Source organism: Dickeya sp. CFBP 2040, from assembly GCF_012273755.1.
Lineage (GTDB): Bacteria > Pseudomonadota > Gammaproteobacteria > Enterobacterales > Enterobacteriaceae > Dickeya > Dickeya poaceiphila.
The window spans coordinates 21,977-40,878 of the sequence record NZ_JAAVXH010000051.1 but is presented as its reverse complement, the minus strand read 5'-3'; the positions used below and the strand labels follow the sequence as shown (position 1 = coordinate 40,878).

20 protein-coding genes and 2 tRNA genes are annotated in these 18,902 nt (G+C 51.4%); 17 read left to right on the top strand and 5 right to left on the bottom strand.

The window, feature by feature from the left end; translation table 11 throughout:
* Positions 1-439: 439 nt before the first annotated feature.
* The 17 genes from cydA (at position 440) to aroG (ending at position 14,059) form a co-directional block, all read left to right on the top strand.
* Entirely contained in the window at positions 440-2,005 is a 1,566-nt protein-coding gene (gene cydA / locus Dpoa2040_RS07000; protein WP_042869548.1) for a cytochrome ubiquinol oxidase subunit I, read from the top strand.
* Positions 2,006-2,017: 12 nt separating this feature from the next.
* Complete coding sequence (gene cydB, locus Dpoa2040_RS06995; protein ID WP_168640811.1) at positions 2,018-3,157, top strand: cytochrome d ubiquinol oxidase subunit II; 1,140 nt, start codon at positions 2,018-2,020, stop codon at positions 3,155-3,157.
* A gap of 16 nt (positions 3,158-3,173) precedes the next feature.
* Positions 3,174-3,290 (top strand): cytochrome bd-I oxidase subunit CydX, encoded by a 117-nt coding sequence (cydX, locus tag Dpoa2040_RS06990; protein ID WP_168640810.1) that lies wholly within the window; start codon positions 3,174-3,176, stop codon positions 3,288-3,290.
* On the top strand, positions 3,287-3,580 hold the full coding sequence (gene ybgE / locus Dpoa2040_RS06985) for a cyd operon protein YbgE (protein WP_042869550.1): 294 nt from the start codon (positions 3,287-3,289) through the stop codon (positions 3,578-3,580). Before cydX ends, ybgE begins: the two co-directional genes overlap by 4 nt.
* Positions 3,581-3,714: 134 nt before the next feature.
* Positions 3,715-4,119: a tol-pal system-associated acyl-CoA thioesterase gene (gene ybgC / locus Dpoa2040_RS06980; RefSeq protein ID WP_168640809.1), complete on the top strand. Its 405-nt coding sequence runs from the start codon at positions 3,715-3,717 to the stop codon at positions 4,117-4,119.
* The gene (tolQ, locus tag Dpoa2040_RS06975) at positions 4,116-4,802 is read left to right on the top strand and encodes a Tol-Pal system protein TolQ (RefSeq protein WP_042869552.1); all 687 of its coding nucleotides are present in this window, start codon (positions 4,116-4,118) and stop codon (positions 4,800-4,802) included. The genes ybgC and tolQ overlap by 4 nt, the downstream gene beginning before the upstream one ends.
* 12 nt (positions 4,803-4,814) lie before the next feature.
* On the top strand, positions 4,815-5,240 hold the full coding sequence (gene tolR / locus Dpoa2040_RS06970; RefSeq protein ID WP_012770579.1) for a colicin uptake protein TolR: 426 nt from the start codon (positions 4,815-4,817) through the stop codon (positions 5,238-5,240).
* A 77-nt stretch (positions 5,241-5,317) separates the two neighbouring features.
* A complete protein-coding gene (gene tolA, locus Dpoa2040_RS06965) occupies positions 5,318-6,514 on the top strand; it encodes a cell envelope integrity protein TolA (RefSeq protein WP_042869554.1) in 1,197 nt (398 codons plus the stop codon).
* Positions 6,515-6,645: 131 nt separating this feature from the next.
* Positions 6,646-7,932 (top strand): Tol-Pal system beta propeller repeat protein TolB, encoded by a 1,287-nt coding sequence (gene tolB, locus Dpoa2040_RS06960; RefSeq protein ID WP_042869555.1) that lies wholly within the window; start codon positions 6,646-6,648, stop codon positions 7,930-7,932.
* Between the two features lie 38 nt (positions 7,933-7,970).
* Positions 7,971-8,477: a peptidoglycan-associated lipoprotein Pal gene (gene pal / locus Dpoa2040_RS06955; RefSeq protein WP_016941932.1), complete on the top strand. Its 507-nt coding sequence runs from the start codon at positions 7,971-7,973 to the stop codon at positions 8,475-8,477.
* A gap of 9 nt (positions 8,478-8,486) precedes the next feature.
* On the top strand, positions 8,487-9,299 hold the full coding sequence (gene cpoB / locus Dpoa2040_RS06950; protein ID WP_042869559.1) for a cell division protein CpoB: 813 nt from the start codon (positions 8,487-8,489) through the stop codon (positions 9,297-9,299).
* Positions 9,300-9,472: 173 nt separating this feature from the next.
* A tRNA-Lys gene (locus Dpoa2040_RS06945) sits at positions 9,473-9,548 on the top strand.
* 36 nt (positions 9,549-9,584) lie between these two features.
* Positions 9,585-9,660, top strand: a tRNA-Lys gene (locus Dpoa2040_RS06940).
* A gap of 270 nt (positions 9,661-9,930) precedes the next feature.
* Positions 9,931-10,647, top strand: coding sequence for a DUF554 domain-containing protein (locus Dpoa2040_RS06935; RefSeq protein ID WP_042873845.1), 717 nt, complete (start codon positions 9,931-9,933; stop codon positions 10,645-10,647).
* A 206-nt stretch (positions 10,648-10,853) separates the two neighbouring features.
* The gene (nadA, locus tag Dpoa2040_RS06930; protein ID WP_168640812.1) at positions 10,854-11,903 is read left to right on the top strand and encodes a quinolinate synthase NadA; all 1,050 of its coding nucleotides are present in this window, start codon (positions 10,854-10,856) and stop codon (positions 11,901-11,903) included.
* A gap of 22 nt (positions 11,904-11,925) precedes the next feature.
* Positions 11,926-12,651 (top strand): nicotinamide riboside transporter PnuC, encoded by a 726-nt coding sequence (gene pnuC, locus Dpoa2040_RS06925; protein ID WP_168640808.1) that lies wholly within the window; start codon positions 11,926-11,928, stop codon positions 12,649-12,651.
* 355 nt (positions 12,652-13,006) lie between these two features.
* The gene (gene aroG / locus Dpoa2040_RS06920; RefSeq protein ID WP_146411413.1) at positions 13,007-14,059 is read left to right on the top strand and encodes a 3-deoxy-7-phosphoheptulonate synthase AroG; all 1,053 of its coding nucleotides are present in this window, start codon (positions 13,007-13,009) and stop codon (positions 14,057-14,059) included.
* A gap of 98 nt (positions 14,060-14,157) precedes the next feature.
* Here aroG and gpmA read toward each other — a convergent pair whose 3' ends face one another.
* The 5 genes from gpmA to galT all read right to left on the bottom strand — a co-directional run bounded on the left by gpmA (position 14,158) and on the right by galT (position 18,804).
* Positions 14,158-14,910 (bottom strand): 2,3-diphosphoglycerate-dependent phosphoglycerate mutase, encoded by a 753-nt coding sequence (gpmA, locus tag Dpoa2040_RS06915; protein WP_168640807.1) that lies wholly within the window; start codon positions 14,908-14,910, stop codon positions 14,158-14,160.
* A gap of 275 nt (positions 14,911-15,185) precedes the next feature.
* Positions 15,186-15,365, bottom strand: a complete 180-nt coding sequence (locus tag Dpoa2040_RS06910; protein WP_168640806.1) for a hypothetical protein — start codon at positions 15,363-15,365, stop codon at positions 15,186-15,188.
* A 148-nt stretch (positions 15,366-15,513) separates the two neighbouring features.
* Positions 15,514-16,596, bottom strand: coding sequence for a galactose-1-epimerase (galM, locus tag Dpoa2040_RS06905; RefSeq protein WP_168640805.1), 1,083 nt, complete (start codon positions 16,594-16,596; stop codon positions 15,514-15,516).
* Positions 16,586-17,737, bottom strand: a complete 1,152-nt coding sequence (galK, locus tag Dpoa2040_RS06900) for a galactokinase (RefSeq protein WP_168640804.1) — start codon at positions 17,735-17,737, stop codon at positions 16,586-16,588. Before galK ends, galM begins: the two co-directional genes overlap by 11 nt.
* Complete coding sequence (gene galT, locus Dpoa2040_RS06895) at positions 17,734-18,804, bottom strand: galactose-1-phosphate uridylyltransferase (protein ID WP_042869571.1); 1,071 nt, start codon at positions 18,802-18,804, stop codon at positions 17,734-17,736. The genes galK and galT overlap by 4 nt, the downstream gene beginning before the upstream one ends.
* Between the last annotated feature and the right edge of the window lie 98 nt (positions 18,805-18,902).

Below are 18,902 nucleotides of genomic sequence, written 5' to 3'. Positions count from 1 at the left end.
TGAAATTAACATTTAATGAAATGTAAAATAAAAGGCGATTTTTATTAACAAGTGAGCGAATACTTGTTTTAGATCAAAAATCTAAAGTGGATATCCATCCTGAAATAAGATTAAATTGCGGCAGGTCAATTATGCTTCTGATGGTCTGCGGCGTGGGGTTGGCGTAGAATCAAAAAACTCAATCCTCATCACGTAAAAACCTATTTATCACAGGGGGGTAGAAGCGTAATATACCAATACTCTAATGTGAGTATGCTATTTGTAATTCTGTAGTTTTTATTTGGTTTACTTTTCAAATGCGCGGTGTTGACGCATATAGCGCATATTGAGGCCTGTGCTAAAGCAATAGTTGTGTTCTTTAGGTTACTAACTGCCGGGTATTTAGTGGCTTGTCCGTACAGCGAGCTAAAGACCCTCCTGCGAGGAGCAAGGAGTTAAGATGTTTGATGTAGTCGAACTGTCACGTTTACAGTTTGCCTTGACAGCGATGTATCATTTCCTGTTCGTGCCTTTAACGCTGGGGATGGCGTTTTTGCTGGCGATCATGGAAACCGTGTATGTCTTGTCCGGCAAACAAATCTACAAAGATATGACCAAATTTTGGGGCAAGCTGTTTGCAATCAACTTTGCACTCGGTGTTGCTACCGGTCTGACCATGGAATTCCAGTTCGGTACTAACTGGTCATATTACTCTCACTATGTTGGCGATATCTTCGGTGCACCTCTGGCTATCGAAGGATTGATGGCGTTCTTCCTGGAATCCACTTTCGTCGGGTTGTTCTTCTTTGGCTGGGATCGTTTAGGTAAAGTTCAGCACATGGCGGTAACCTGGTTGGTAGCGTTAGGTTCCAACCTGTCTGCACTGTGGATTCTGGTGGCTAATGGCTGGATGCAGAACCCGATAGCATCAGATTTCAACTTCGAAACCATGCGTATGGAGATGGTGAGTTTTGCCGATCTGGTGTTGAACCCGGTTGCTCAGGTGAAATTCGTTCATACCGTCGCTGCAGGCTACTGTACCGGTGCCATGTTTATTCTGGGCATTAGTTCCTACTATCTGCTGAAAGGGCGCGATGTCGCTTTTGCTAAACGCTCCTTTGCGATTGGGGCCAGTTTTGGTATGGCGGCAGTTCTGTCTGTTATCGTTCTGGGTGATGAGTCCGGTTATGAGATGGGCGACGTTCAGAAAACCAAACTGGCTGCTGTCGAAGCGGAATGGGAAACTCAGCCAGCACCGGCAGCGTTTACATTGTTTGGTATTCCGAATCAGGAGACGATGGAGAATAAATATTCAGTCCAGATCCCCTACATGCTTGGCCTGATTGCTACCCGTTCTACCAATAAAACGGTTACCGGCTTGAAAGAGTTGATGGAACAGCATGAAGTACGTATCCGTAACGGGATGAAGGCTTATCAACTGTTGCAAAAACTGCGCTCTGGCAACACTGACCCTGCCGTACGTAATGAGTTCCTCAAGAACAAGCAGGATCTTGGTTATGGCTTGCTGCTGAAACGCTATACCCCGAATGTGGCTGATGCCAGCGATGTACAGATTAAACAGGCGGTTAAAGACTCTATTCCGCGTGTGGCACCGCTGTATTTCTCTTTCCGCATCATGGTCGCTTGCGGTGTATTGATGCTGCTTATCATCGGTCTGTCGTTCTGGACAGTGTTACGCAATAAGATTGGGCAAAAGCGCTGGCTGCATACTATTGCATTGTATGGCATCCCGTTGCCATGGATTGCTGTTGAGGCTGGCTGGTTTGTTGCGGAATATGGCCGTCAACCGTGGGCGATTGGTGAAGTGTTGCCGACAGCGGTCGCCAACTCATCCTTAACCGCGGGAGACATCCTGTTTTCCATGGGACTGATTTGTGGTCTCTACACGCTGTTCCTGGTGGCTGAAATGTACTTGATGTTCAAGTATGCGCGTCTGGGTCCAAGCAGCCTGAAAACGGGTGCTTATCACTTCGAACAGCCGAACACGGCTCAGGAAGCACGGTAACAGGAGTCCACTATGTTTGATTATGAAGTCTTGCGTTTTGTCTGGTGGCTGCTGATTGGTGTGCTACTGATCGGTTTTGCGGTCACCGATGGTTTCGATATGGGCGTCGGTATACTGGTACGCCTGATGGGGCGTAATGATGCAGAGCGTCGCGTGATGATTAACAGCATTGCGCCGCACTGGGACGGTAATCAGGTTTGGCTTATCACCGCAGGCGGCGCACTGTTCGCCGCCTGGCCGATGGTTTATGCCGCAGCGTTCTCTGGGTTCTACATCGCTATGATTCTGGTGTTGGCGTCTTTGTATTTCCGTCCGGTTGGTTTCGACTACCGTTCGAAAATCGAAGATCTACGCTGGCGTAACATGTGGGATTGGGGCATTTTTATTGGTAGCTTTGTACCGCCGGTGGTCATCGGTGTGGCATTTGGTAACCTGCTGCAGGGTGTGCCGTTCCACGTAGATGAGTATCTGCGTTTGTACTACACCGGCAATTTCTTCCAGTTACTTAATCCGTTTGGGTTGCTGGCAGGTGTGGTTAGCCTAAGCATGATTGTGGCTCAGGGCGCTACTTATCTGGTGATGCGTACCACTGGTGATCTGCATTTCCGTGCCAAAAAAGTTGCTCAATTCTCTTCGTTGGCACTGACGGTAACTTTTGCTCTGGCTGGCGTATGGGTTGTCTACGGCATTGATGGTTATGCGGTGACGTCGGTCATTAATACTGCTGGTGAGTCTAATCCACTACATAAAGAAGTTGTTCGTCAGGCTGGTGCCTGGATGGTCAATTTCAATAACCATCCTGTGTTGTGGGCTATCCCTCTGCTTGGTGTCCTGCTACCTCTGGTAACGGTGGTGATGGCTCGTGCGGCAAAAGGCGCAATGGCGTTTCTGTTCTCTTCGCTCAGCATTGCCTGCGTGATTTTGACCGCCGGTATCGCCATGTTCCCATTCATCATGCCGTCGGTGACCGTACCGAATGTCAGCCTGACCATGTGGGATGCAACCTCCAGCCTGCTTACGCTCAGAGTGATGACGGTAGTGGCGATTATTTTCGTCCCTATCGTGCTGTCCTACACCATCTGGTGTTATTACAAAATGTTCGGACGCATCACTAAAGAGCATATCGAGCAGAATTCTCATTCGTTGTACTAAGTAAGGAGCCTAATTTATGTGGTATTTTGCTTGGATATTGGGAACGCTTCTTGCTTGCTCGCTGGGCGTGATTACCGCTCTGGCACTGGAACAGGGCGAAGCAACCAGGACGAATCAAGATAAACCGCAATGATTGCTTTTATTGATCGTCTTTACTGCTGTATGGATAAGGGCCCGTTACGGGCCCTTTCCCTGATGATGGCGTTATTATTGGCTGGATGCGTATTCTGGGAGCCGGCACGTTTTGCCGCTCGCACCAGTTCGTTGGCAGTCTGGCAGGGGATAGCACTGATTTGGGCGGTTTGTACCGGTGTCGTGCATGGTGTGGGTTTTCGTCCGCAACAGATGCGGTGGCGTACCTTCTTCTTGCCCCTTCCTGCCTTTGTGATCCTCGCCGCAGGATTGTATTACTACTTCCTGTAGTATAAGTCTTCATTCCTTTTGGTTATGGGTTGTTCTCAACCCATAATTATTTACCTTCCTGTACATAGAACCCATTCCAAACCTTATTCCTCTTGCGTATAGTAGCGGGGTTTATCGCATTACCGGGATGTAGAGTGAGTAATAAAGTGTTCCGCTGGCCAGTACGTGTCTACTATGAAGATACCGATGCAGGTGGCGTAGTTTATCACGCGCGTTATGTGGCCTTCTACGAACGAGCCAGAACCGAAATGTTGCGCGCGCACGATTTTCATCAGCGCGTACTCATGAATGAACATGTTGCTTTTGCTGTTCGTAAAATGACGGTTGAGTATCTTGCCCCGGCACGTCTTGACGATCTACTAGAGGTACAGAGCGAGATCGTCGTGATACGCGGTGCTTCCCTGACATTCGCACAGCGCATTCTTGACTCGCATGGCACCCTGCTGAGCCATGCCGAGGTTTTAGTCGCATGTATCGATTCATTTCAAATGAAGCCTATTGCGCTTCCTAAGTCTATTGTCGCGGAGTTTAAGCAGTGACTGACATGAATATTCTTGATTTGTTCCTGAAGGCTAGCCTTTTGGTTAAACTTATCATGTTAATTTTAATCGGTTTTTCCATCGCTTCTTGGGCGATTATCATTCAGCGTACCCGTATCCTGAATGCTGCGACGCGAGACGCCGAAGCGTTTGAAGACAAGTTCTGGTCGGGGATTGAGCTGTCCCGACTGTATCAAGAAAGCCAGACGCGTCGTGAAAATCTGGCGGGTACTGAGCAAATTTTTTATTCCGGATTCAAAGAGTTTGCGCGTCTACATCGCGCCAACAGCCATGCGCCAGAAGCGGTGGTAGAAGGGGCATCCCGCGCTATGCGCATTTCTATGAACCGTGAATTGGAAACGCTGGAAACCCATATTCCTTTCCTTGGCACCGTCGGCTCTATCAGCCCTTATATCGGTTTGTTTGGTACCGTATGGGGGATTATGCACGCGTTTATTGCCTTGGGGGCGGTGAAGCAAGCAACGTTGCAGATGGTTGCGCCAGGTATTGCCGAAGCGCTTATTGCTACCGCCATCGGTCTGTTCGCGGCAATCCCAGCCGTAATGGCTTACAACCGCCTTAACCAGCGCGTCAACAAGCTTGAGCAGAATTACGATAACTTTATGGAAGAGTTCATTGCTATCCTGCATCGTCAGGCTTTCTCCAGCGAAGGCAACCGTTAATCGGGAGGTGATATGGCTCGTGCGCGTGGCGGCCGCCGGTCGCTGAAATCCGAGATTAATATTGTTCCCCTGTTGGACGTGTTGCTGGTGCTATTGCTGATCTTCATGGCAACTGCACCGATCATCACGCAGAGCGTGGAAGTGGATCTGCCGGATGCAACCGAATCCAAGACCGTATCCAGTAACGATAATCCGCCTGTGATTGTCGAGGTATCCGGTGTAGGGCAATACAGTCTGGTGGTTGATCATAATCGTATGAATCAACTGCCTGCGGAGCAGGTGGTGGCTGAAGCGCAGTCACGTCTGACCGCAAACCCGAAAACGGTCTTTCTGATCGGAGGTGCCAAAGATGTTCCTTATGATGAGATTATCAAGGCGCTGAATCTGTTGCATCAGGCCGGTGTCAAATCAGTCGGGTTGATGACACAGCCGATTTGACTGGCGAGTCTGTGAATGATGAAGTCTGTGAGGATGAATAGTCATTTGTCTGGCAAAACTGTTTTTGGGAACCCCTTGTGTTAAAGGCAAACGAACGAAACGATAAGCTAAAGCGAGCCGTCATTATCTCGGTCGTTTTGCACGTTATTCTGATTACGTTGCTGATTCTGAGTTCGCTGAACCAGAAGATGGATGACGCCAGTGGCGGCGGTGGTGGCTCGTCCATTGACGCGGTAATGGTTGATCCTGGTGCCGTGGTCGATCAGTACAACCGGCAGCAGCAGCAGCAGAGTGATGCCCGCCGTGCCGAACAGTTGCGTAAGAAGCAGGCGGAACAGCAGGCTGAGGAATTGCAGGCAAAACAGGCAGCTGAACAGCAGCGTCTGAAAGAGCTGGAAAAAGAGCGCCTGCAGGCACAGGAAGAGGCTAAACAACAGGCGCAGGAGCAAGCTGAGCAACGCAAGCAGGCAGAAGAGGCGGCTCAAAAAGCGAAGGAACAGCAGAAACAGGCAGAGGCTGCTGCGGCTAAAGCCAAAGCGGAAGCTGAGCAACAAGCGAAGGCGGCAGCGGAAGCAAAGAAGCAAGCTGAAGAAGAAGTGAAAAAACAGGCGGCTGCCGATGCGAAGAAAAAAGCGGAAGAAGAGGCTAAGGCCAAAGCCGCCGCAGCTGCAGCTGAAGCAAAGAAAAAAGCAGCGGAAGAAGCCAAAGCTAAGGCGGCGGCTGATGCTAAGCAGAAAGCCGAAGAAGAGGCTAAGGCTAAAGCGGCAGAGGCTGCTAAGGAAAAAGCCGCGGCTGAAGCGGCTAAGAAAGCTGAGGCCGCTGCTGCTGCCAAGAAAGCGGCAGACGACAAGAAGAAAGCCGCAGCCGCTGCTGCCAAACAAGCTGGTGAGGTTGACGACCTGCTGGGTGGTCTGGCTTCATCGAAGAATGCGCCTAAAGGCGGTAGTGCTGCTGGTGGTGCCGCGCCAGCTGGGGTTGGTAATAATAAGAAGAGTGGGGCATCCGGCGCTGCACTAGATAGTTACGGCAGCCAGGTTCGTACTGCGATTCAGAGCAAGTTTTATGACTGGGAATCCTACAAAGGGCGCACCTGTACGTTACGCATTCGACTGGCTCCTGATGGCCTGTTGATTGATGTGAAAAGCGAGGGTGGTGATCCGGCTCTGTGTCAGGCTGCGATTGCTGCAGCCAAACAGGCGCGGATACCGAAGCCACCTAGCTCTGATGTATATGAAGCTTTCAAAAACGCACCGATAGACTTTAAACCGCAGTGATCCGGTTGCCAGTTGGCGGAGTTTAAGACTATGACTATATCTGGTCGCCGTGCACATCGTGTTTGTTGATATGGGGTTGTTAAACGCTGCCAGGTTATCGTAGGCGCTGGAGCCGGGATAAGGGAGATGAGATGAAGCAGGCATTAAAAATTGCATTGAGTTTTCTGATGCTTTGGACGGCTGTATTACATGCAGAAGTCCGTATTGAAATTACTCAGGGGGTCGATTCTGCGCGGCCAATCGGTGTTGTCCCGTTCAAATCAACGGGCGGTGCTGTTCCTGAAGAGATAGGTAGCATTGTTGCTGCAGACTTACGTAACAGTGGTAAATTCAACCCGATCGACCCAAGTCGTATGCCGCAACAGCCTGGCAGTGCTGCTGAAGTGACGCCAGCTGCCTGGACTGCTTTGGGGATTGATGCTGTCATTGTTGGCCAGGTCCAGCCGACTGCGGATGGCTATCTGGTTTCTTATCAACTGGTTGATACATCTGGAAATGCAGGTAGTGTGCTGGCCCAGAATCAGTTCAAGGTAACCAAACAGTGGTTACGTTATGCTGCCCACACGGCCAGTGATGAAGTGTTTGAAAAACTGACGGGTGTCAAGGGCGCTTTCCGTACTCGTATTGCCTATGTGGTACAAACCAACGGCGGTCAGTATCCGTATGAATTGCGTGTAGCAGACTATGACGGTTTCAACCAGTTTGTGGTACACCGCTCTCCGGAACCACTGATGTCTCCGACGTGGTCGGCAGATGGCAGCAAACTGGCGTATGTTACCTTTGAAAGTGGTCGCTCTGCGCTGGTTGTGCAGACGTTGGCCAACGGCGACATTAAACAGATTGCTTCTTTCCCTCGCCACAACGGCGCGCCAGCATTCTCGCCGGATGGTTCCAAACTGGCATTTGCTCTTTCCAAGAGCGGTAGCCTGAATTTATATGTGATGAATCTGAGTTCTGGTCAGATTTCTCAGGTGACGGATGGTCGCAGTAACAACACTGAGCCGACCTGGTTCCCTGACAGCCAGACACTAGCCTATACTTCCGACCAGGCTGGCCGTCCTCAGATTTATAAAATCGGTATTAATGGCGGTGCGCCACAGCGTCTGACTTGGGAAGGTTCCCAGAATCAGGATGCTGAAATCAGCAGTGATGGTAAATTCCTGGTGATGGTCAGCTCTAACGGCGGCGCTCAGCATATCGCCAAACAGGATCTGGTAACGGGTGGCGTTCAAGTATTAACGGACACGTTCCTGGATGAAACGCCGAGTATCGCACCCAATGGCACCATGGTAATCTACAGTTCCAAGCAAGGAATGGGTTCCGTGCTGCAACTGGTTTCGACCGACGGGCGTTTTAAAGCGCGTCTTCCGGCGACTGATGGTCAGGTGAGGTTCCCTGCCTGGTCACCGTATATGTAATCAAAATATGTACAATAACCTATTTAAAGGACATAGAAATGCAATTCAATAAAGTGCTGAAAGGCCTGATGTTGGCTCTGCCGGTGCTGGCTGTTGCCGCATGTAGCTCCAACAAACACGCTAATAATGACCAGTCTTCCCTGAATGGCGGCGCTGGCATGGAAAATGGCGGTAACATGTCTTCTGCTGAGCAGGCTCGTCTGCAGATGCAGGAACTGCAGCGCAACAATATCGTTTACTTCGATCTGGACAAATACGACATTCGTCCTGATTTTGCTCAGATGCTGGATGCACACGCAGCTTTCCTGCGCAGCAACCCGTCTTACAAAGTGACTATTGAAGGTCATGCGGACGAACGCGGTACTCCGGAATACAACATCGCACTGGGCGAGCGTCGTGCTAACGCTGTGCAGATGTATCTGCAGGGCAAAGGCGTATCTGCCGATCAGATCTCCGTGGTTTCTTATGGTAAAGAGAAACCTGCTGTTCTGGGTCATGATGAAGCTGCATGGTCCAAAAACCGTCGTGCCGTTCTGGTATACTAAGAGAATCGCATGAGCAGTAACTTCAGACATCACATGTTGAGTCTGTCGTTACTGGTTGGCGTAGCGGTCCCTTGGGCCGCTACTGCCCAAGCGCCAATCAGTAATGTCGGCTCTGGCTCGGTGGAAGATCGAGTCACTCAACTTGAGCGCATTTCTAACGCTCACAGTCAATTATTAACCCAACTCCAGCAGCAGCTCGCCGACACCCAGCGTGATATTGATGGCTTACGCGGCCAGATTCAGGAAAATCAGTATCAGTTGAATCAGGTCGTTGAGCGTCAAAAGCAGATCTATCAGCAGATTGACAACCTGGGTTCTCAGAATGGTGGTCAGTCTTCTTCGGCTGTAAAGTCGGGAAGCTCAGCGGCATCGACTCCTGCGGCGACTGCCGATACAGGAGCGGCGAGCAGCACTAGTGCTGATTCGGCAGCGGCACCTGCCATGACGGGAGATGTCAATACTGATTACAACGCAGCCGCTTCGCTGGTGCTGGAAAAAAAACAGTATGATCAGGCTATTGTAGCGTTTCAGAATTTCGTCAAGAAATACCCTGATTCAACCTACCAACCGAATGCTAACTACTGGTTAGGGCAGTTGTTCTACAACAAAGGTAAGAAAGATGATGCGGCGTACTATTTCGCTAACGTTGTCAAAAATTACCCTAAATCACCCAAAGCATCTGAAGCCATGTTTAAGGTTGGCCTCATCATGCAAGAAAAAGGTCAGACTGATAAGGCCAAGGCAGTCTACCAACAGGTAGTAAAAAACTATCCAAATACTGATGGCGCTAAACAGGCTCAGAAGCGGTTAGAGGGTTTGTAATCCCCTTTCTGGCACAAAAACTGCGCGATATGCGTGGTTTTTGCGCCGGGACGTTCAAGGTATAAGCAGTTGAATGTTTTTTTTGGGAAAAGTGTTGCACAGAAAAATTATATTAGTAATATATGCCGCCGTTGCCAAGGTGATGCTGAATCGCTAAAAGCAACAGCGTTTTTGGGTCGTTAGCTCAGTCGGTAGAGCAGTTGACTTTTAATCAATTGGTCGCAGGTTCGAATCCTGCACGACCCACCAAAAACAAAATGATTTCTATGTAACATTTCTCGTAGCGGGTCGTTAGCTCAGTCGGTAGAGCAGTTGACTTTTAATCAATTGGTCGCAGGTTCGAATCCTGCACGACCCACCACCGCTAAATAAATCTCCATTCTCAAATTCTTTCGCTGTCACTACAAATATTATCGTGTCGTGCAGGTGAGAAGCTGCGCTCAGGTTCTAGTCGAGCGGAGTAATAATACGCACCGCTTACTCATGTTGGGTTTTGTTATATCTCTTTTTGCTTTAGCCCTGTTCCATCACATCATTATATTTAGCGTATAGTAATGGCTTCGTTTCTGACTGAGAGTGATTCCTTTGTCAGCTGGCAAGTCGAAAGATAGGCTTTAAGAGATAATTGATGATGATTGGTCCGGTTATCAATGGTGCAGCCATTCTGATTGGCGGCGCACTGGGTGTGTTATTACACCGCTTTATTCCCCAGCGTATGCGTGATGGTTTGCCGCCTGCATTCGCCATGGTGTCGATTGCGATGGGAGCGACGCTGGTGGTAAAAGTTCACCAGCTCCCGGCGGTTGCGCTGGCGATTATCCTGGGGGTTGGCATTGGAGAGTTTCTACGTCTTGAAGCTGGTGTCCAGAAAGTGGCGATACTGATTGAACGCCTGCTGAGCCGGGTTGTGCCACCGCCGGAGCACAAGCTACCCCCGGATGTGTATAGCCAGAACTTTACCGCGTTGATTGTGCTGTTCTGTGCCAGCGGCACCGGCGTGGTTGGTGCGATGACAGAAGGGCTAACTGGCGACTATCAACTGTTAATCATTAAGTCAGCGCTCGATATTTTCACTGCGTTGATTTTTGCCATTACGTTGGGTGTTGCCGTGATGTCGATTGCCATTCCTCAGTTTTTAGTGCAGACACTGTTGTTTTTCTCAGCCAGGCTGATTATGCCATTTATGAATGATATCACCATGGGAGATTTTGCGGCTTGTGGCGGTATTGTGATGATGGCTGTCGGGCTGCGCATTGCCCAGATTAAAACCTTCGCAGTAGTTAATTTCCTGCCAGCGTTGGTGCTGATTATTCCTTTCTCTCTTTACTGGCACCGTCTGTTTTCCTGATCACCTCGCAGGCGGCCTGCTCAGGCCGCCTTGTGTATCAGTGACATCGTATTTTTAATAAATTAAACACATTTTGTATTTCTGAAATTTCTTAGTAAGGAAATGGCAGACTTTATGACGCTATTACGATATTTTGTTTAGCATATGAAACAATCATTCTCAATAGTGACATTATCTTAACGTCTGCAATTGTGTGGAATTCCATGATGGGCTTGTTTTTTGAACCACTTACTGTCGATTACCCTTTTCCTGCAAAACCCAGGCGGTTATCTGAAGAGGAAAAGCAACAGTTTCGTGACCGTATTAAACATTTGCTGAAAGTGCGTAATGCGGTGTTGGTAGCGCACTATTATACCGATCCGGAAATTCAGTCAATTGCCGAAGAAACCGGTGGTTGTGTGGCAGACTCGCTGGAGATGGCGCGTTTTGGTCGCACCCATGCTGCCAGCACGCTGGTAGTTGCCGGGGTCCGGTTTATGGGGGAAACAGCGAAGATACTCAATCCAGAGAAGACGGTGCTGATGCCGACGTTGGAAGCAGAATGCTCGCTGGATTTGGGGTGCCCGGTTGAAGCATTCAGCGCCTTTTGCGATAGCCATCCGGATCGTACCGTGGTGGTGTATGCCAACACATCGGCGGCGGTCAAAGCGCGGGCGGATTGGGTTGTTACCTCCAGCATTGCCGTGGAGTTGATCGAGCATCTGGATAGTTTAGGCGAAACGATTATCTGGGGGCCGGATCGTCACCTTGGGCGCTATGTGCAGCAACAAACCGGAGCCGATATGCTGTGCTGGCAGGGCGCGTGCGTTGTGCATGACGAATTTAAAACCCAGGCGCTAAGACGCATGAAGGCACTATATCCGCAGGCAGCGGTATTGGTTCATCCGGAATCACCCCACAACGTGGTGGAGATGGCAGACGCCGTAGGTTCGACCAGTCAACTGATTCAGGCCGCGAAGCAATTACCGCATTCGGAACTGATTGTGGCGACAGATAGAGGTATTTTTTACAAGATGCAGCAGGCCTGTCCGGAAAAAGTGCTGCTGGAAGCACCGACAGCTGGTGAAGGGGCGACTTGCCGCAGTTGTGCTCATTGCCCGTGGATGGCGATGAATGGGCTTGAGGCGATTGCCACGGCTCTGGAGAAGCCAGAGGTATCCCATCATCACACTATTGAGGTTGACGCCGATATTCGTGAGCGTGCCCTGGTGCCGCTGAATCGGATGCTGGAGTTCGCAGTTAAACCCAGGCTGTAGTCAATACCATTCAGGAGTAAAGATGGATTTTTTTAGTACCAGCAATATTCTGGTTCACATCCCATTAGGGGCCAATGGTTATGACCTGTCGTGGGTTGAAGCGCTGGGGACGTTATCCGGTCTGATATGTATCTGGCTGGCTAGTTTAGAAAAGACCGAGAATTATCTGTTTGGTCTGGTCAATGTGTCGTTGTTTGCATTGATCTTCTTTCAGATTCAGTTATACGCCAGTTTGTTGTTGCAGGTTTTCTTTTTCGTCGCCAATTTGTATGGTTGGTACGCATGGAGCCGCACCATAGATGACAAAGCACTGGAACTGCAGGTGCGTTGGTTGCCGCGACGGCAAGCGATATGGTGGAGTGCGGGATGTGTGGTTGCGATTGTGCTGATGTCACATTATATCGACCCATTTTTTTGCGTACTGACCCGTACCGCTGTGATGTTGATGCAGGCTGTTGGTTTGGATGTGGCGATGCCGACATTGCAACCAGATGCGTTTCCATTCTGGGATTCGGCGATGACGGTATTGTCAGTAGCAGCCATGCTGCTGATGACCCGAAAATATGTGGAAAACTGGCTGTTATGGGTGGTGATAGACATTATCAGCGTGGTGATTTTTGCGTATCAGGGAGTCTATGCCATGTCGCTGCAGTATATGGTGCTGACGCTGATTGCCTTTAATGGCACCTGGCTATGGATCAAAGGTGCGCGAAATAATCGCTCGCAGCCACTGGCCCGAATGATATAGGTTGTGCCGGTTGCTGGTGTATATCCCCGGTTGCGATGGGCTTCGCCTGGTTGAGGTTGCGTAAACCATGTGTAACACGGTTTACGGTAGCCTGTCTCGAATCTTCTCATTCCTGTGGTTTTATCGTCTGCCGCGCACCAGTGCTCATTGCTTGAGCTGGGTGCGGCACGACCAAATCGTTTCCCGCACGCAGCGGATAGCGGTTAACACACATGGCTATTATTACGCCAATTTTTTAACCGCTTGACTTATAATAATCAGCCTTCAATATAAATAACGATACTTTTATTTTTTCGTTTTCACCTCCGAACAGGCAGGAGACGATAGTCTGTTGCTGCGGAGACATGGACCCATTATGAATTACCAGAATGACGATTTGAGAATTAAAGAAATTAAAGAGTTGCTCCCCCCCGTCGCGCTGCTGGAAAAATTCCCTGCCACTGAGCGTGCAGCACAGACAGTATTTAATGCCCGTAACGCTATCCACAACATCCTCAAAGGTCATGATGACCGTCTGCTGGTGGTGATTGGACCCTGCTCCATCCATGATCCGAAAGCGGCTAAAGAGTATGCGGCCCGTTTGCTGAAATTACGCGAAGAACTGCGTGATGATTTAGAAGTGGTGATGCGCGTCTATTTTGAAAAACCGCGTACCACTGTGGGTTGGAAAGGACTGATTAACGACCCTCATATGGATAACAGTTTCCAGATCAATGATGGCTTGCGCATCGCCCGCCAGTTATTGCTGGATATTAACGATACCGGTTTGCCGGCAGCGGGTGAATTTTTGGATATGATCACGCCGCAGTACGTGGCGGACCTGATGAGCTGGGGGGCGATCGGTGCCCGTACCACTGAGTCTCAGGTGCACCGTGAACTGGCATCTGGCTTGTCTTGCCCGGTGGGTTTCAAAAACGGTACTGACGGCACCATCAAGGTAGCGATTGACGCTATTAATGCCGCTCGTGCGCCGCATTGTTTCCTGTCGGTGACCAAGTGGGGCCATTCGGCGATAGTCAATACCAGCGGCAACCACGACTGTCATATTATTTTGCGTGGCGGTAAAGCGCCGAACTACAGCGAAGAGCATGTGCAGGCAGTGAAAGTGGGTCTGGAAAACGCGGGCCTGCCAGCACAGGTGATGATCGATTTCAGCCACGCCAACAGCTGCAAGCAGTTCAAAAAGCAGATGGACGTTTGTGAAGATGTATGCCGCCAGGTAGCGGGTGGTGAGAAAGCTATCATGGGCGTTATGGTGGAAAGCCATTTAGTGGAAGGTAACCAGAGTCTTGAAAGCGGTGAACCGCTGGTATACGGCAAGAGTGTTACTGATGCCTGTATTGGCTGGGATGATACCGATAGCTTGCTGCGTCAACTGGCAGCGGCAGTACGTCAGCGTCGCGGCTGATATCCGCTATCGTCAGATAAGAAAAAACCCGGCTAAACCGGGTTTTTTACTACTTTCCCATCATCTGTGCTACAGATGATGTCTTGGCGTATCAGGAATTACTTCGCTTTACCCTGATTGGCTACTGCGGCTGCTTTGGCCGCGATCTCGTCGGCATTGCCCAGATAGTAGCGTTTGATCGGTTTGAAGTTTTCGTCGAATTCATAGACCAGCGGTACTGCGGTCGGGATATTCAGCTCCAGAATTTCTTCTTCACTCATGTTATCCAGATATTTCACCAGTGCACGCAACGAGTTGCCGTGTGCAGCGATGATCACGCGCTCGCCTTTTTTGATACGTGGCAGAATGTTTTCATTCCAGTAAGGCACCACGCGTTCGATGGTCAGCGCCAGACTTTCAGTCAGCGGCAGCTCTTTGTCGCTCAGCGACGCGTAGCGCGGATCGTGTCCAGGGAAACGTTCGTCATCACGGGTCAGTTCCGGTGGAGTAACCGCGAAACCGCGACGCCACAGTTTAACCTGCTCGTCACCATATTTTTCAGCGGTTTCCGCCTTGTTCAGGCCCTGCAACGCACCGTAGTGACGTTCGTTCAGTTTCCAGCATTTTTCTACTGGCAGCCATGCCTGATCCAACTCGTCCAGCACGTTCCACAGGGTGTGAATGGCACGTTTCAGCACAGAGGTGTAGGCAAAATCAAAGCTGAAACCTTCTTCTTTCAGCAGGTTACCTGCCTGTTTGGCTTCATTGACGCCTTTTTCGGACAGATCAACATCCATCCAGCCGGTGAAGCGGTTTTCGTTGTTCCACTGGCTCTCACCATGTCGCACCAGTACCAGCTTAGTTACAGCCATAGCTTAACTCCTTCATATACTAAGATTTCTATGATAACTACGCTCATTATAGGGCCGGAGAGCGGTTATCGGCAATCGCTAGTCATTCAGCCGCCTGATTTATATGCCGCCAAAATGACGATAAATTAAGCGGCTTTATCGTTTCAGCTTGTCTGTTTCTCCACCACAGGCGATGGGGAAACAAAAACAGTGCAGAAATTACCCTCATCGACAGCAATGGCGTGCCGCCGATGCCGCCGATTCACATGAACCACAGGTATGGCAGCAGTTGGCCATTACTTTTTCCAACGGTGATATTTTTCCACTGCATTGACGACAGGTAAATTATAGTCAAACAGAGACAGCAGCCAGATGCTGCCAAACAGCATAACTGGTAGTGTAATAATCATCATGGTGTCTTTGACGCTGTTCAAAAAGGCTCTGACGCGTTGAGTTTGGTGAAGATTTTTCGGCATTGACATGGCCTGCGTGTGACATACCCTCCCTCTATCGCGGTTGTTATTTGCCGGGGAAAAACGGTTACCGGTAAGCAGGAAAGACCGCTACCTATTCCTAAAAGGGATGGCAATTAAGAGAGCCAGTGTACTGGCTCTCTGGTATGCATCAGTCTGCGGGGGCGTCAGTGGGACTGACGGTGAACGCATAACGGGTAAGTGACCGGTAGCGCTTACCGGGTTTCAGCCAACAGTCGGGTTGTGGCCAGTCCGAATGGTTGGGGCTGTCCGGTAGAAACTCACTTTCCAGCGCCAGCCCGGCATGGTTGGCATAAGGCGGCCCATCGCGCGACGGCGTGCCAGCCAGAAAGTTACCGCTGTAGAGTTGCAACGCCGGGGCGCTGGTGTAGACCTGCATGTGGACCTTGCCGTCTGATGACCACAGGTTGGCTGCTGGGCTTTCGATGGAGCCACCGGTGCGATGCAACAGAAAGGCGTGGTCATAACCGCGCACAGCCTGCTGGTCGGCATCGGACAAAAAATCCTGCATCAGGGTCTTGGGCTGGCGGAAGTCGAAACTACTGTTCGCTACCTCCCGCAATGTATCACCGGGGATGCCGTCCTGATTTACCGGCAGATAGTAATCCGCCAGCAGTTGCAGCCGATGATGCCGTGCGTCGGTCAGTTCGCCATCAAGGTTGAAATAGGCATGGTTGGTCAGGCACACCGGGCAGGGTTGGTCTACCTCGGCCTGATACTCAATGTCCAATGCGTTCTGATCAGTCAGTTGATAACTGACCTGTGCGATCAGTGTGCCGGGAAAACCCTGATCGCCATCCGGCGAATGTAACTGGTAGGTGACCTGATCATCACTCTGTTGCAGTATTTGCCAGCGCCGCGCGTGGAATCCATCTGGTCCGCCATGTAACTGGTGCAGCCCCTGGTTCGCCTTCAGTCGAATCAGCGCATCGCCCTGACGCAGTGTGGCGTTGGCGATACGGTTGGCGTAACGCCCTACTGACGCGCCCAGATAGGCGGTTTGATGCGGGTACTGCTCAGGCGCACACCCTAGCAGCACTTCACGCGTTGTGCCGCCAGACAGCGGTAACTGGCAGGAGAGCCAGGTGGCTCCCCAATCCATCAGCGTCACTCGCGTGCCGTGACGATTTTGCAATAAGGTCAACTGAAAGGGCTGACCATCCGGGGCGAGCGCCGTGTGCGGCGCGCGCGGTTCAACAGGGTCATTCGACATAACCGGCTCCTGGCGAGGCTTGGCAGACGTAACAGGTGGGTTGCAATCCGGTTTTCGCCGGATACTCCTGCATTACGGCATTTTGCACCGCTGTTACGTGCTGTTGTGGGATCAACGCCACGATACAGCCACCAAATCCACCGCCGGTCATCCGCACGCCGCCTTCATCGCCGATCACCGCTTTGACGATCTCCACCAGTGTGTCGATAGGCGGCACGGTGATTTCGAAATCATCCCGCATTGAGGCATGAGATGCAGCCATCAGTTCGCCCATCTGGCGCAGGTCGCCGCGCGTCAACGCATCGGCTGCTGCCAGCGTGCGGGCATTTTCGGTAATGATATGGCGTGCACGGCGTGCCACAACCTCATCCATACCGGCTGCATTGGCAGCAAAATCTGCCTCGCTGACGTCACGCAACGCTTTAACCTGAAAATGACGCGCTGCGGCTTCGCACTGCTGGCGGCGAGTGTTGTACTCACTGTCTACCAGACCGCGTTTGACGTTGGAGTTGATAATCATCACCGCCACGTTATCCGGCATCGATACCGCGCGTGTCTCCAGTGACCGGCAATCGATCAGCAATGCATGGCCACGCTGGCCTTGCGCTGAAATCATCTGATCCATGATGCCACAGTTGCAACCGACGAACTGGTTTTCCGCTTCCTGGCCGTTGAGCGCCAGCGCTACATTGTCCAGTGGCAGCTGGTACAGCGCCTGAATGGCTTTACCGACCGCCACTTCCAGCGATGCCGACGAACTCAGCCCGGCCCCCTGCGGCACGTCACCGCTTATCACCAGATCCGCGCCGCCAAAGGCATCGCTACGGGTTTTCAGATGCTTGATGACGCCGCGGACATAATTCGCCCACTGCCACTGCGGATGATGTTCGAACAGTGCATCCAGCGAAAACTGATCCTGCTGGTTGTCGTAATCTACCGCAATCACCCGAATTTGCCGGTCATCGCGTGGTGCGGCGCTGATGGTGGTCGAATAGTTGATGGCGCAGGGCAGAACGAAACCATCGTTGTAGTCGGTATGTTCCCCTATCAGGTTGACCCGGCCCGGCGCCTGTACCGTGAGGGCTGCCGGATAACCGAACTGTTGCTGGAAAATCGCCTGGGTGCGTGCTGATAAGGTCATGCCTGAACTCCTGAATCACGAGAGTGACTGTCGTCACGGTAATGAATGTCGCTGACCGCCCGCAGCCGCTCTGCGGCTTGCTCGGCGGTTAAGTCACGCTGGGTTTCCGCCAGCATTTCGTAACCCACCATGAATTTGCGCACAGTGGCGGAACGCAGCAGCGGCGGATAAAAATGCGCGTGCAACTGCCAGTGTTGCTGATCGCCGTCGGTAAAGGGGGCACCGTGCCAACCCATTGAGTAGGGGAATGAGGTCTGGAACAGGTTGTCGTAGCGGCTGGTGAGTTTTTTCAGCATCAACGCCAAATCCTGACGCTGTGTCGCGGTGATGTCCGGCAGCCGCAGGATGTGGGCTTTGGGCAGCAGCAGCGTTTCAAACGGCCAGGCCGCCCAGTAGGGCACCACCGCCAGCCAGTGCTCGGTTTCCACCACGTGGCGAGCGCCGTCCTGCAATTCGCGTTGCAGGTAATCAACCAGCAGCGGTGAACCGTGCTGCTGGAAATAGTCGCGTTGCAGTCGGTCTTCCCGTTCCGCTTCGTTGGGCAGGAAGTCGTTGGCCCAGATCTGCCCGTGCGGATGTGGGTTAGAGCAGCCCATTGCCGCGCCTTTGTTTTCAAACACCTGTACCCATGGGTAAGTTTGCCCCAGTTCGGCGCTCTGTTGCTGCCAGGTGGCGACCACCTGCTCCAGTGCGGCGAGCGACAGTTCCGGCAGCGTTTTGCTGTGGTCCGGTGAAAAGCAGATGACCCGGCTGGTGCCGCGCGCGCTCTGGCAGCGCATCAGCGGGTCGCTGTTTTCCGGCGCAGTCGGCGTGTCCGCCATGAGTGCGGCGAAATCATTGGTGAAAACAAAGGTGCCCGGATAGTCAGGGTTGGTATCGCCGGTAACCCGTACGTTGCCGGGGCAGAGAAAGCAGGTGGCGTCGTGCGACGGCAGCGGATCGGAGGATACGCTTTCCTGTTGTCCCTGCCATGGGCGTTTGGCGCGGTGCGGCGATACCAAGATCCACTGACCAGTCAGTGGGTTGTAACGACGATGCGGATGTTCAACGGGGTCAAAATACGCCATTGGGATACCTTACTTGGTCATTGAAGAACGTTTGTCGTCGAAAAACGTTCTTCATCAAAAAACGCGTGCTGTCATCGAAAAAATTGTTTTCGAAAAAG

Excerpts from the sequence above, each read along its gene's own strand:
- Dpoa2040_RS06910 (WP_168640806.1), bottom strand. The coding sequence starts at position 15,365 with ATGCCGAAAAATCTTCACCAAACTCAACGCGTCAGAGCCTTTTTGAAC.
- tolR (WP_012770579.1), top strand. The coding sequence starts at position 4,815 with ATGGCTCGTGCGCGTGGCGGCCGCCGGTCGCTGAAATCCGAGATTAAT.
- galM (WP_168640805.1), bottom strand. The coding sequence starts at position 16,596 with ATGTCGAATGACCCTGTTGAACCGCGCGCGCCGCACACGGCGCTCGCC.
- pnuC (WP_168640808.1), top strand. The coding sequence starts at position 11,926 with ATGGATTTTTTTAGTACCAGCAATATTCTGGTTCACATCCCATTAGGG.
- Dpoa2040_RS06935 (WP_042873845.1), top strand. The coding sequence starts at position 9,931 with ATGATTGGTCCGGTTATCAATGGTGCAGCCATTCTGATTGGCGGCGCA.
- pal (WP_016941932.1), top strand. The coding sequence starts at position 7,971 with ATGCAATTCAATAAAGTGCTGAAAGGCCTGATGTTGGCTCTGCCGGTG.
- gpmA (WP_168640807.1), bottom strand. The coding sequence starts at position 14,910 with ATGGCTGTAACTAAGCTGGTACTGGTGCGACATGGTGAGAGCCAGTGG.
- tolB (WP_042869555.1), top strand. The coding sequence starts at position 6,646 with ATGAAGCAGGCATTAAAAATTGCATTGAGTTTTCTGATGCTTTGGACG.
- aroG (WP_146411413.1), top strand. The coding sequence starts at position 13,007 with ATGAATTACCAGAATGACGATTTGAGAATTAAAGAAATTAAAGAGTTG.
- ybgE (WP_042869550.1), top strand. The coding sequence starts at position 3,287 with ATGATTGCTTTTATTGATCGTCTTTACTGCTGTATGGATAAGGGCCCG.
- nadA (WP_168640812.1), top strand. The coding sequence starts at position 10,854 with ATGGGCTTGTTTTTTGAACCACTTACTGTCGATTACCCTTTTCCTGCA.
- galK (WP_168640804.1), bottom strand. The coding sequence starts at position 17,737 with ATGACCTTATCAGCACGCACCCAGGCGATTTTCCAGCAACAGTTCGGT.
- cydX (WP_168640810.1), top strand. The coding sequence starts at position 3,174 with ATGTGGTATTTTGCTTGGATATTGGGAACGCTTCTTGCTTGCTCGCTG.
- cpoB (WP_042869559.1), top strand. The coding sequence starts at position 8,487 with ATGAGCAGTAACTTCAGACATCACATGTTGAGTCTGTCGTTACTGGTT.
- cydB (WP_168640811.1), top strand. The coding sequence starts at position 2,018 with ATGTTTGATTATGAAGTCTTGCGTTTTGTCTGGTGGCTGCTGATTGGT.
- cydA (WP_042869548.1), top strand. The coding sequence starts at position 440 with ATGTTTGATGTAGTCGAACTGTCACGTTTACAGTTTGCCTTGACAGCG.
- galT (WP_042869571.1), bottom strand. The coding sequence starts at position 18,804 with ATGGCGTATTTTGACCCCGTTGAACATCCGCATCGTCGTTACAACCCA.